Raw genomic sequence first — 12,785 nt, 5'->3', positions numbered from 1 at the left:
AATTGTAGGAATTTTTACCTAAAAGGCGGGGGGGTAGAAACCCAATGGGGTTGCAGAAATTTTGTGCCAAAACTGCACTTTTTGCTTCAAAAATTGATTTTCACTTTTTAAAATTATTCATTTAAACATTAGTTTATATTAGTTCATAACGCCTTTGTGTGTGAGTGTGTGGGGCAATAAGTATGTATTTTTGCCCTTGTGTGTGGCGTTTGCGAAATGCTTTAATAGGAGAAACAAAATGAGAAAAATAGAATGGACAGATAAGACTTGGAATGTGATAACAGGCTGCACTGAAATATCTGCTGCGTGTGATAACTGCTATGCTAAGGCTATGACTAAGTGTTTGCAAGGAATGGCAAGAAAAGAAGCACATAAGCCTATCATATGTAAATTTTGCCATGAAGAAATGAGCCAAAGGTGCGATAGTAAGTATCATCTGAATATGTATCAATGCCTTTGTAGAGAGAACAACGCAATATTTAAAACATTGCCAAAATACTATTTGGGCTGGGATAAAGTTGTATTCCATAAACAATCCTTGAACGATATTTTAGACAAAAAGAAATATCCAAGTGGAAGTAAAATCTTTGTTAATTCTATGAGCGATACTTTTCACGAGGATATTGAGCCATATTGTCTTACAACAGCATTTGATTATATGAGGCGTAGGCAAGATTTAATCTTTCAAATCCTTACTAAAAGAGCAAAAAATATGCTTGATTACTTTAATGGCTATGTCTTTGATGGTTATTTGGAAGAGCATAGCACATTAGAGAATTACTTTAGGAGTGAAATGTATAAGCATATTTGGTTTGGTGTAACTGCTGAAAATCAACAATATGCAGATGAGCGGATACCTTATCTTTTAAGGCTTAAAAACCTATTTAAGGATTATTTCCACCAAGACTTAAAAATATTTGTATTTATTGAGCCTTGCTTAGAGAATATAGATTTAAGTGCGTATATTGAATATTTAGATTGGGTGATTTTAGGGGGTGAAAAAATCCCTAACAATCCTAATAAGTCAAGACCCTCAAAGACAGAATGGGCAGAATCTATATGGAATCAATGTAGAAAAAAAGATGTGCCATTTTTCTTTAAGCAATGGGGGAATAATGTTGAGGAGAGCATAAAGCGTGAAAAATACCCCTTGCTTCCAATGTGGATAGAAAAACATAAAGAATTTCCTTACCAAAAAAAATGGATTGTAGAAGTAACAGGTTGTAATGCCAGTAATTTTTATGAAAAGGTTGAGTTTGATACACAAAAAGAGGCTCTTGTCTATCGAGCCAATGAATATGTCAATCGGAGAATTTTTCATAAAGATATACATAAAATAACAAGAGAGCATAGAGAAAGACTTTCAAATCGCTTAGGCAATAAGGACATGAAATGAATGAGGTTGAAATTGCAAATGAAGTAATAAAGATAGGAATATTTAAGGACAATTTAAAAACTGCGTATGATGAAATAAAATTCCTTAATCCGCAGTTTAAAGTAGTATCTAATACTTATCCTTTCAATCAATACGCAGTTTTTCATTTGCAACTTCGCGAGTATCAAAAGGGCAGAAAGAGGGTTTTACTTCATATTCAAAATGGGGAGTTTATCCATCATTATGAGTTTGGAGTAAAAGAATTTGAATTTATCATAAAAGAGTGGAGGTAGATAATGAAACTACAAGAATTGGATTTTAGAGTGTGGGATATTTCTAAAAAAATATACTATAACAATTTAGAATTTTCAATGATGCCAGGTGATAAAAAAACTTTTAGTATAAATTTAGGGATTATCTTTGCTAAAAATGTTGAATCTGCTTCTATGCTTAGTAGCAATTATGAAGTTGAACTATACACAGGATTAAAAGATAAAAGTGGCAATAAGATTTATGAGGGAGATATTATAGCCCATTGTGTTGATGGAGGAGGCGTTGAATATTATTCAAAAATAGAATTTAATCATAAGAGAGGAATGTTTGAGTTTGTTTGTATAGAACATCCAGTTATTAGTGATTTTTCATCCCCACTAAATCCAAGTATAGAAGTTATCGGCAATATCCACGAGAATCCAAAGTTATTATAAGGAGAGTAGAGATGGCAATTTTTACCAAAGAGGGAATACACGAGATATTTGAGGTTAATAACGATAAAGACTACATAGTAAATGAGATAGCACGAAGTGTGCGTAAGAGAAGTGAGTTAAATGATTACATTGTGGAACTTACTAAACTTTGTATGACTTAGGGTTTGTATGCTTCTTAAGCAACGACCCTGAAAAAACTATTGAGATTAAAAGGATCAACAATGAATGATAATTTAAATACCTTATTTAAGGCATATTGTGAAAAATTTAATGTAAGGGAAAAATACCAACAAGATTTTAAAATACAAAAAAATGCTTTACAAACCATTATCCATAATCACCAAACTAATACCTTGTTTTATTGTGGTAAATGTATGTGTATATGGCTTGTTGATGTGGTTTGTTTTGTTGGCATTATCCCTATTACGCCTTTTATGATATTTTATGAAAAAGTCTATAAGCAAGTTAAAGGTTTTATAAGATTTAAATCTTTGACGAAAAAACACAAAAAAGCAATTCAACAGCTTATCACAACAGCTCCGCAAAGATTAGCACAAATTCATAAAGAACAAAAGAGTAAAACACTCAATACTAATCAAATGCAAAGCCTATCTAATGAGGCAGAAATTTTAAAAGCCATCTTAAAAATAGGAAAACAAAAGGAGAAAAACCAATGGATAAAATAAGTGTTACTTTAGATTCTAGGATTTTTAATTACAACTATGCCAAGGCAAAGGAAAATTTGGGACCTGGAAAAACTATCCTTATCAAAAAAGATGCTATTTATGTGAGTGATACTTTTAGTATTCTAAAAATACAATGTGATAATAGCGATTTAGAAAAAGACCTATGGTTAGATTTTGAGCGATTAAAAACTCATTTTAGGTATTTTACAGGGAAATTTGAACTCCAAGTGGCACGGATTAATAATGTCCAAAATAGCATTTTTTATAAAAACTTCTTTGTTTGCAATTCTTATGTGTTTGAAACAAAGGATTTTAACAAACCTTTTAATACTTTTAATACTTATTTACAAATGCCCCCATTTGTTGGTATAAATTTAAATGACTCTGACCTTATCTTTTTACGATTTGGTGTATTTTGTTTTTCTAACAACGCATTAAAAATCTTTGATAGAGACTTAAATTTCATTAAGGAAATTTCTCTTTTATTACCTGGAACACCAACACCCGAAAATTCCACTTTACATTATTTCTCTTGCCAAGAGAGTCTTAATGGGTTTTATGCCAAAGATTTTGCCTTTTATATAAAAGGCAAAGAAGAACATTATGTGTTTTATTTGTCTAGTGAGGATATGGAATATATGGAATTTCTCCCCTATAACAACATAAAACAGCTAAAACAACCACAACAAAAGGAGAACAAATGAAAAACATTGATGAAATCTTATACCAAAGAGGGCAAGAATATGGAGACTTTAAAGTCAATTGCGAAAAACTCCTAGACTTTGCTAAAGACTTTAAAAGCCAAGAACTAGAGCACAATAATGCTTTAGGCTTTTATCTAAGCTTAAAGTTAGCAAGGCTTCATTATGGGCTTGAGCGTGGTAAAACCTTACAAGAATTACAAGAAAGTGATTCTTATGTGGATTTATGCGGGTATGTAAAACTCATCAAGCAAAACTACAACACTTATAGAATGGGTTTTGAAAAGTCGGTATTTGATGATTATTTTACCACTACCTTAAAAGAAGCAGCTAATAGCCTTTTAAGACAACCCTAAAAGGATAGATATGCAAACTAATTATGCTTTTATGGATTTAAGCAATACCGACTTTTCGCATCAATTTTTGCATAGTTGTAATTTTGCAGGTAGCAATTTACAAGGATGCAATTTTAGCCACTGCACTTTAAGCTATTCTAATTTTAGGAGTGCCAATTTAGGCGGGGCTAATTTAACCTCTTGCAACCTTTTAGGCACGGATTTGTCAAAAGCTAATTTAGAGGGGGTTAATTTTGCCCTTTGTATAGGCAATGGGGTAGATGTCTTTTCTATGCAATTGCAAGAAGTTCCTTTTGTATGGACTAAGCAAAAGCTCTTTATTGGAACTACTAGTATTGAAATAGCAAAGTTTGTTAAAAACCCTAGCCAAATCTTAGAGAATCTCACTCATTCTTTAGGGGGATACTTGCATATCCTAACACAAGCCATAAATTTAACCATAGGAGAATAATATGTCTATGATAATTGGAAAGAAATCAATATATAGCCCAAAGTATTATTATGTCAAAGATGGGTTTATTTATCTTAAAAAATCACATAATATCATTGATACCTTTGTGCGTATCTCACCAACTAAAAAGGAGAAATAATGTCTAAAATTCAAAAACCTTTAGTCAATAGGGGTGGAAAAATCCATATTCACACCAGTGTTAATGGAAATCGTCTTAGATTTTCTACCTTTTTACCCTTTAATCCTGAGAATATAGAGTTTGTTAGCACTAATTTAGAGGCATTTATTGATAATCATTTAAACCCAAATATTAGCAATGGAAACAATGATTTTTTATATTATGGGAATAAATTCTTGCAAACCCAAAAGCCCTTTATTAAGAAAAATACCTTTTTGCAATACCAATCAACCCTTAAAGGCATTGTAAAAATAATCGGCAATAGACCTATTAAAGCCTATTATAAAGACCATATAGAACTCTTTTATACCAAGCTTTTACAAAAAAATCTATGCTCTGCTACTATTAGTCTTTATTGTATGGTTTTAAATGCAATTTTTACTTTAGCCGAGCAAAGCAGGAGTGATTTTAGAAATCCTTTCTTTAATAAAAAACTAAGGAATATTAAGCCCTCAAAAGAAAGAATGGTTTTTAGCCTAGAGGAAGTCTTTGCCATCTTAAAAGAGAGTAAAAGACCAATGTATCCTGCCTCCTTGCACCTTTACTTAACCCTTGCTTTTTTTAGTGGTGCTAGATGTGGGGAGATTTTTGCTTTAGAATCTAGCGATTTTGATTTAGAGAATAAAACCCTAAAAATCACTAAAACACTAAGTGCAAATGGTATTCAATCCCCCAAAACAAAGACAAGTAATAGGGTAATTGATGTGTTGCCTCCAATTTTAAATTTAGAGCTAAAAACACAAGGTAGGCTCTTTAAAGGAAAATACGCCAAACTTATCCATAATTTCAGACAATCTTTTAATAGAGTATTAAAAGCCTTAAATCTCCCCAATGCAGATCTTTATTGCACTAGGCATACTTTCGCTTCTATAATGCTGCAAAAAGGAGAAGAGCCAATGTGGATAAGCCAAATGCTAGGGCATAGTAATTTAAACATTACCTACAAGGTTTATGCCAAATTTATAAAAAGCAGCAATAAAGAAAGGGCAACCTTTTTAAATGATTATAAGGAGTAAAAAATGATAGTTAAATCACAATGCAAAACAGATTATACAAAGGTAAGCAATGCCTTTATCAAAAATGAGACTTTAAGCATTAATGCTAAGATGGTAGGGATACTGCTTTTAAGCCTACCTAATACTTGGAATGTCAATGTTGCGTATTTAGCAAAAACGCTAAGTATTGGAGAGACAACGATAAGAAAAGCCATAAGAGAGCTAATTGATAATTCTTTCTTAAAAAGAATACAGGGCAAGACAAATGGGAAGTTTAATGAAGATATGTATTATGAATTTATAGATCCTCAAGAGGAGGAGATTTTTATAAAAGAGGAGGAAATAACAGAACCAAAAATCATAGAAAATTTAGAATTTAATCATCTCCTAAACCAACCCTTGCAACAACAAGAGCAGGATTTAGCAGAAAGCTTAAAAGAGCCTAAAAATAATCATTCCTCCCGTTTGATAGAATCACCGATTACGGAAAATTTATCAACATATAAAGATAGAATATATTATAAAAAAAGAGAATCTATATTAAGACAATCACAAAAAGTTATAAATTTATCAACACTCTTTATTAAGCCTAAGAAAAATCTTGAATTAGATTTTAAAGACTTTTCGGACCAAGAATTAAAATCCATACAAAACTTTTTTAATTACCGCAAGGAAAAACACAGAAATCTTTGCCTTAGCACAAAGAAAAGCATATTAGACAATCTAAGAAAGCTAAAAGAGCAAGGAGAGGATATTATTAGCATTATTCAAACAAGCATTAATCGAGGTTGGAGCGGATTATTCCCTAAAAATAAAACCACAATGCCTACCTATGGCTTTAGCTCTAGGAAATCTTTAGCTAAAGAATTAGCCAAAGATAAGCAACAGCAAGATAAGCAAGATAAGGAACTTATTATGCAACATATTGGTGAATTAAGCCCAGAAAATCTAGCCAAATACGAGCAAGGAAAGATAGTGCCTTTAACGATTGATGCAAAGGTTAGGTATATCCAAAAAGAGGGTGATTTAGTGTATTTTGTAGCTTAAGGAGAGAAAATGCACTACAAAAAGACAAAAACCCCTAAGATTCATTCAGGGAGCTTTTATTTAACAGAACAAACCTTGCAAGTTTTGAATTTTATTGCAGAACTTGAAAATATAAGCCGAAGTTTGATTATTGAAAATGCTTTAATTTCTGCCTTTAAAGGATTTAAAAATGGAGAGAAAAAAAAGAAAAAAATTTATCCTAAAGCAAAGCACAATCAAAAAAATAGGAAAAATAAGCAAACAAAAAAATATATCCAAAAATGCTTATTTGCATAAGTGCTTAGATGATTTTTTTATACAAAAATCATCACAAAATTTATTTATTTTTCAATTCTTAAAAGATTGTGATAATGGAAACACGCATATTTAACGAAGTATCTCTTTGTAAGATCCGATTAGAAAATGAAGTATTAAAGGAATATCTCATAGAGTTTATTAACATTATTCCTAAAAGCTATTATCAGAAATTAGCCTTTGTCTTAAATGATACACAATTTAATATTTCTTTAAATGAGTTTGCAAGGATTTTTAAAAAAGAAATGCTAAAAACTTGCGAGCAAAAGGCATATCAAGGGCATATTAAAAACTTTGTAGGCACAAGGCTACAAGAAATAGAGATTATAACTAAAGCTCTGTATTCTCAAGAGATTAAAAAATACCCTAAATGGGTTCAAGAGGCATAAGAAACAATGGAAGCGATGATTTTAAAATCAATGGTACATTACCAGGAGGATTTTTTTGAGTTTTTAGAAATTGTGACCCAAAATTGTTTTTCTAAAAAGGGTTTAGATATTTTAGAAAAAATGATACCCCTAAAAGAAAAAGAAGCTTTAAGCATACAAACACTACTTTCTTCTTTAGATGAAAATTTCAAGCAAAGCGATTATTTTTTAAACTTCCTCTCTACAGAGCCAAACCCTAATTATTTAAATTTTACGCAAAATTTCATTTTTGAATCTAAAATCAAAAAACAAAGGCTTTTAGCAGACAAACTAAAAAATGCCAGTAATGATAATGTCTTGCTAGATTTATCAATGCTGCAACAACAACTAGAAATACATAGCAATGACTTAAAAACTGAAAAGGAATGGATTGAGGAATTAAAAGATAAAGTCAAAATGCCGCAATATCCTACTAAAATTGATTTTTTGGATTCTTGTTTTAATGGGGGATTCACACTCGGGCAGTTAATGCTTATAAGTGGAGATGCAGAAGCTGGGAAAACAATGTTAGGCTTACAAATTTTAGAAAATCTAGCTAAAACAACCAAAGTAGGCTTTTTTTGCTTTGAATTTATGATTGAAAATCACTTGTATCGAAAACAAAAGCAAACTAGTGGTTCAGATAATATTATTATAGTTAATGAGGGATTTGATATTTATGAGGTTGTAGCAAATATTAAAAGAATGTATAAAAAGGGGGCTAAGTTTTTCTTAATTGATAGTCAAATGCGCCTTACTACCCCCCAAACTCGAAGTATGGAGGAGGAGGAAAGCTTAAAATTTAGCACACTTGCAAGGCTTTGCCATACCTTAAAAATCTTTGTGATTTTAATCGTGCAAACCGCTAAAGGAGATAAGGATAATCCTATGGGGAGCAAAAAGGGAGGACACGAAGCAAGTATCACTATTAGGATAGAGAAAATCCCCGAACAAAAGGGAGAAAATACAGATTTCAACGAAAATGAGCGAATAATCATTGTCAAGAAAAACAAGCAAACAGGGAAGCATTTTAAAGAAAAGGTATTTTTTAACCCCAAAACCTTAACCTTTAGTAAAGAACAGGAACAAGAGCCTTTAGAAGTGTTTTTTGAGGATAGTAAAGAAACAATGATTATTGATACACCAAAGATTTAAGGAGTTAGTATGGAAGAAATTTATCTTTTTATTTATGGGATGGTTTTTGTGTTTGTCTTAGGCATTATTACTGGGCTTGTTTTGTGCGTTATAAATGGAGTATGATAGATGCAAACTCTATCTTCTAATTTACAGCGTCCATTTTGCAAAAAGGGGCATAACACCTTTTTTACTTCAGTTCCATTTAAGAGCAAATTTACATTAAACACTGGGTGGTTATTTGCAAAGCAATTAACATTGATTTTATCAATTTTAGGAAAAATTCTAGCCTTTATCCAATACCCTGTAATAATCCCTGCAATATACATAACTAAAGCAGTCGGGATTCCATTTTGTATTAATAAATTAAGCATATCAAACATTAAAAACCTTTCTTTATATTATACCAAAACAAGGAGTGTATTATGGTTACCAATCTTGAAGCACTAAAAGAGAGAATAGATATTATAGAGGTGCTTAGTAAATACCTACCTTTACGCAAAAGTGGAGTAAATTACACCTGCAATTGCCCCTTTCACCAAGAAAGAAGTCCCAGCTTTATAATCTCACCCCAAAAACAGATTTACCATTGTTTTGGTTGTGGAGCTAGTGGGGATGCTATCAAATTTTTGCAAGAATATAAAAAGCTAAGTTTTGAGGAAGCCTTAGAGGAAATTGCTAATGATGTGAATTTTACCCTTATTAAAACCCAAGCAAAACCCCAATACAAAGGATATGAAGCCCTAAAGTCTCTTAATGATATTTTTAAAGAACATTTAAGGGCAAAAGAGAATGAAAAGATAATGCAATATCTGTTTAATCGTGGGTTAGAATTAGAGGATTTAGAATCTTTTGATATAGGATTATGTCCTAATACTTTACCAACAGAGTATAAAAAGGAATTAGTAGAATTAGCTATAATGTATGAGAATAATAAAAGCCCATTTTCTAATCGCATAACCTTTGGTCTTAGGAATGCTACGCATAAAATAGTAGGATTTTCAGCAAGGATTCACCCTTATGTTAATTTTATAAATACTGCTAAATATATTAACTCTAAAGAAAGCAGAATATTTAATAAATCCCAAATACTCTACAACCTAAGCAAGGCTAGAAGTGAGATAGTCAAGCAAAAAAGTGTGTATGTTGTAGAGGGTTTTATGGATTGTATTGCTCTTTATAAAATGGGGGTTAGAAACTGCGTTGCCACTTGTGGAACTGCTTTTAATACCCACCATTTAAGCAATATTAATCGATTAAAAGAGGATATTCATATCAACCTTTGCTTTGATAATGATGAAGCAGGACTTATGGCTTCAAAAAGAGCTTTAGAACTTTTAATCAATCAAGGTTTCTTTAACTGCTCTTTGTCTTTTTTAAGTGGAGGATTTAAAGATATAGGGGAGATTTTACAAAAAAAGGCGGAATTGCAGTTTAAAAATATCGATGGCTTTTCTTATTTTTGCCTAAATGGCATTAAAACCGCACAAACACCTAAAGAAAAAGAGCAGCATATCAACAAGATAAAAGCTATTATTGCAAGGCAGAGCAATTTTTATCTTAAAGAGGAGCTAATAGCCAAAGCCATAGATATGCTTAATCTCTCCCCATCCTTTTTTACACAAAGTAGCAAGAATAATAAAAATACTTCTTTAGAACAATCCCTTTTAAAAACCTTGCTTTTAGATGAGAGCTTAATTGAAATCACTCTAAATTGCTTAGATAATGAGGATTTAGGAGAATACGCCCAAGATTATGAATCTTTTGTTTTTAAAAAAGTTTTAACCCAAAAAGCAAGGGATATTTTATTAGATGAAAGTATTTCTACCATCCCCTTTGCTAAATTTAAACACTGCGTATTGGAGCTAAAGAGGAGATATTATAAATTGCAAATAGAAAAAGCCAAAGCTAAAAGGGATATTGATAGCCTCATTCTTTATACTACAAAGATGCACGAATTTTTTTAACCCTCTTTTTGAAGTCTTTAAAAAGCTAATATTGCAAAAAAATTAAAGGGATTAAAAAATGGAGAGGATTCTTCTTGATTTTGACGCATTAGAAAACGATGGCATACCAAAGGCAAAAACCATAGATTATTTGAGAAATAGGGTAAATACGAATATTGCGTGGGAAAAATTAGAGGAGAGCTTTAAATCACTGCCACAAGGACAAAAAGAGGAGATGATTTATAATGCACTAAAAAGCAGCAATAATTGGGAAGCTTATCCCTTATCTATACCGCAAACAAACACACAAATAAATCCCCAAAACCAACAAATGCCCCCTATACATACTAATGATACTCAAGATACCCTGCAACAAGACACCCTTAATAACAAGCCTATTACACAAGAGATTTTAGAAAAAGACGATAAGATTAAAAGTCCTATTGAAGGTTTTGCTTATCTCTTTGATGCTAAGCAAAAAAGAGAGGATGAAGCCTTTAGGGCTAAGAGTGAAGTGTTTTATAGTGATTTTTTAAACAAAGCCTTAAAAGATGAAAGCTCTTTAAGCAAAGAGGAAAAAGATGCCTTTTTTAAGCTGCAAGAGAGCAAGAATATAAAACTTATCTTAGCTAAGAAAAAAGGAGAGGAAGTTTATAAGGAAGAAACACAGAAATACTTACAAGAGCTTTTAGAGAAAGAAAGACAAAAGCAAAGAATATTATCCACTCCTTATTTTAATGAACTCTCACCACAAGATAGAGAAAAGGTAAAGAGTGAAACTAGCACTTGGAAAAAACTATGGAATAATGATCAACAAGAGTTTAATGCTTGGAAAAAAGAACACGAACACAGACAAGCCACTAAGGAAGTAAAAGACGCTGTAATCCATTTATCAAATATCCACGAACACACTTCCATAAGTGCATTTATGAAAAGGCTTGTAAGTGGAGAGATAGATGAGAAAACTAAAGACGCTTATTTCACAGATTTAAAAACTATCGCTACTTTTTATGGATTTGATAGAGCAGGACACGACCAAAATGGGGATATTTTCTTTATGGATAAAGAGGGCAAACTTTACAATGTAGAGCATAACTTTTTAGGCTCTATTCTGCCAACACTACTTGCTAATAAATTTTCTATTGCTGGAGGGATTAGTGGAAGTATCACAGGGGCAAGATTAGCCCCTAAAGGTTTAGCAACATTAGGGGGTGCAGTAGTAGGAGGGGCAATAGGAAGCTATGCAGGGGCTGGAGTAGATGCTGTTATTAGTAATCACCTCTTAAATAGAGAAAATGATTTTAAAGAGATTCATAGGCATATGCTAGAGGAGGGGGCATTATCTGTAGTTGGTGATGGAGTAATCTTAGGATTAGTTAAGAGTTCTAATGGGATTTTAAAGCTTACTACAAAGAGTTTAAAAACAGCAGGAAGTTTGGTATCTAAAAGTGTTCTTGTAAATGTTGTCAAAGAAAACTTAACAGGCACACAAAACATACAAGCCGCTAAAGACTTAGCATTAGGCACACTCTCTAAAGAGGAGAGAGGGGAGCTTTTAGAGTTTGCTAAAAATATCGGAGGAAGCCCACAAACATTGGATTCAAAGAAAATAGAGACAAGTTTAGAGGGTTTAAAAAACAAATTAGGAGAGGATTCTAAAATCTACAACACAGCCCAAAAAGTAGCAGGTGTTTTTAAAGATAAACCCACTTTAAAAGCTCAACAACAAGAGTTATTAAGTGTAATTAGAAGTAGTAATGGGGGAGATGTTATTGAGATTTTAAGAGAAGTAGCAAAAGCCAATCCAGAATTCAATCAAAACCTAAAAAATATGCTGCACCTAACCACTTCTAATTTAACAAGGGAATTAGAAAAATTTGATATTAACCCCCAAGATATTAAGATTATCTTTGATGATTATACCAAAGGCACAAAAGCAGCTTATGAGGAAGCTAATGAGAAAATCTTAAGCAAAATCTATGATGATAATTATAAGGTGGTCTTAGATTCTAAAGAATTTGATAAATTCTATGAAGAGACTTTAAATAATTATGAATTACCCTCATCTTTTAAAAATGTTTTAAACTCCATTAAGCATAAGGTCTATAATCAAAAAGGCGTAACTTATAAGGATTTAGAAGCAACAAGGAAAAGCCTTAATAATCTTTATTCAGAGGATAAGACTTTAGATAGCTATCTTAAAAACTTCATTAGTAGCCATTTAAGAGAGGATATCAATAAAGGGATTAATAATATTTTCTCCCAGAATAAAGAAGCTTACGAACAGGCAAAAACACTCTATGAAACAAAACTAGCAGATTATGCCCAGTTAAAAGAAATACAAGATTCTACCATTTATAAAAAAATCAACAATGTAGATAATTCTTTAGAGGATATTGCTAAGGCTATCTTAAAAAATGCCAAAGGAGCAGGTAAGATTAAAGAGACAGGAATGATTGATAAAACTTTGCTTAATAACTTCAATGAGCTAACCAAAGGATTAACAGA

17 protein-coding genes are annotated in these 12,785 nt (G+C 31.8%); 16 read left to right on the top strand and 1 reads right to left on the bottom strand.

All coding sequences use genetic code 11. The features are described from left to right. The first annotated feature begins 238 nt into the window (after positions 1-238). The 14 genes from LS72_RS09615 to LS72_RS09560 all read left to right on the top strand — a co-directional run bounded on the left by LS72_RS09615 (position 239) and on the right by LS72_RS09560 (position 8,352). Positions 239-1,396: a DUF5131 family protein gene (locus LS72_RS09615; protein WP_138155297.1), complete on the top strand. Its 1,158-nt coding sequence runs from the start codon at positions 239-241 to the stop codon at positions 1,394-1,396. Then, complete coding sequence (locus LS72_RS09610) at positions 1,393-1,668, top strand: hypothetical protein (protein WP_034555519.1); 276 nt, start codon at positions 1,393-1,395, stop codon at positions 1,666-1,668. The genes LS72_RS09615 and LS72_RS09610 overlap by 4 nt, the downstream gene beginning before the upstream one ends. A 3-nt stretch (positions 1,669-1,671) precedes the next feature. Then, positions 1,672-2,082: a YopX family protein gene (locus LS72_RS09605; protein WP_138155296.1), complete on the top strand. Its 411-nt coding sequence runs from the start codon at positions 1,672-1,674 to the stop codon at positions 2,080-2,082. A gap of 11 nt (positions 2,083-2,093) precedes the next feature. Beyond that, on the top strand, positions 2,094-2,243 hold the full coding sequence (locus tag LS72_RS10945) for a hypothetical protein (protein WP_194145597.1): 150 nt from the start codon (positions 2,094-2,096) through the stop codon (positions 2,241-2,243). A gap of 60 nt (positions 2,244-2,303) precedes the next feature. Further along, positions 2,304-2,768, top strand: coding sequence for a hypothetical protein (locus LS72_RS09600; RefSeq protein WP_034554545.1), 465 nt, complete (start codon positions 2,304-2,306; stop codon positions 2,766-2,768). Continuing rightward, entirely contained in the window at positions 2,756-3,472 is a 717-nt protein-coding gene (locus LS72_RS09595; protein WP_034554546.1) for a hypothetical protein, read from the top strand. Before LS72_RS09600 ends, LS72_RS09595 begins: the two co-directional genes overlap by 13 nt. After that, positions 3,469-3,825 carry a hypothetical protein gene (locus LS72_RS09590; protein ID WP_034554548.1) on the top strand — a complete coding sequence of 119 codons (357 nt, stop codon included), beginning with the start codon at positions 3,469-3,471 and terminating at the stop codon, positions 3,823-3,825. The genes LS72_RS09595 and LS72_RS09590 overlap by 4 nt, the downstream gene beginning before the upstream one ends. Positions 3,826-3,835: 10 nt before the next feature. Then, on the top strand, positions 3,836-4,276 hold the full coding sequence (locus tag LS72_RS09585) for a pentapeptide repeat-containing protein (protein ID WP_052087332.1): 441 nt from the start codon (positions 3,836-3,838) through the stop codon (positions 4,274-4,276). 1 nt (position 4,277) lies between these two features. Then, positions 4,278-4,415, top strand: a complete 138-nt coding sequence (locus LS72_RS10940) for a hypothetical protein (protein ID WP_194145596.1) — start codon at positions 4,278-4,280, stop codon at positions 4,413-4,415. Beyond that, positions 4,415-5,470, top strand: coding sequence for a site-specific integrase (locus tag LS72_RS09580; protein WP_052087333.1), 1,056 nt, complete (start codon positions 4,415-4,417; stop codon positions 5,468-5,470). The genes LS72_RS10940 and LS72_RS09580 overlap by 1 nt, the downstream gene beginning before the upstream one ends. A gap of 3 nt (positions 5,471-5,473) precedes the next feature. Continuing rightward, the gene (locus tag LS72_RS09575) at positions 5,474-6,496 is read left to right on the top strand and encodes a helix-turn-helix domain-containing protein (RefSeq protein ID WP_034554550.1); all 1,023 of its coding nucleotides are present in this window, start codon (positions 5,474-5,476) and stop codon (positions 6,494-6,496) included. A gap of 9 nt (positions 6,497-6,505) precedes the next feature. Next, entirely contained in the window at positions 6,506-6,772 is a 267-nt protein-coding gene (locus LS72_RS09570; RefSeq protein ID WP_034554551.1) for a hypothetical protein, read from the top strand. A gap of 74 nt (positions 6,773-6,846) precedes the next feature. Further along, positions 6,847-7,179, top strand: a complete 333-nt coding sequence (locus LS72_RS09565; protein WP_034554553.1) for a hypothetical protein — start codon at positions 6,847-6,849, stop codon at positions 7,177-7,179. A gap of 6 nt (positions 7,180-7,185) precedes the next feature. Continuing rightward, entirely contained in the window at positions 7,186-8,352 is a 1,167-nt protein-coding gene (locus LS72_RS09560; RefSeq protein WP_034554555.1) for an RAD55 family ATPase, read from the top strand. 32 nt (positions 8,353-8,384) lie between these two features. On the opposite strand, the gene LS72_RS09555 is transcribed toward LS72_RS09560, so the two are convergent. Then, positions 8,385-8,714 (bottom strand): hypothetical protein, encoded by a 330-nt coding sequence (locus tag LS72_RS09555; RefSeq protein ID WP_034554556.1) that lies wholly within the window; start codon positions 8,712-8,714, stop codon positions 8,385-8,387. Positions 8,715-8,756: 42 nt separating this feature from the next. Here LS72_RS09555 and dnaG point away from each other — a divergent pair, with 42 nt between their 5' ends. Beyond that, positions 8,757-10,298, top strand: coding sequence for a DNA primase (gene dnaG / locus LS72_RS09550; protein ID WP_052087334.1), 1,542 nt, complete (start codon positions 8,757-8,759; stop codon positions 10,296-10,298). 58 nt (positions 10,299-10,356) lie between these two features. Beyond that, on the top strand, positions 10,357-12,785 hold a 2,429-nt coding region (locus LS72_RS09545; RefSeq protein WP_138155295.1), incomplete at its 3' end, for a hypothetical protein.

It is taken from the genome of Helicobacter apodemus (assembly GCF_000765745.2).
Lineage (GTDB): Bacteria > Campylobacterota > Campylobacteria > Campylobacterales > Helicobacteraceae > Helicobacter_D > Helicobacter_D apodemus.
Note: the sequence above shows the minus strand (reverse complement) of the source record. Positions and strands in the feature narration are given on the sequence as shown.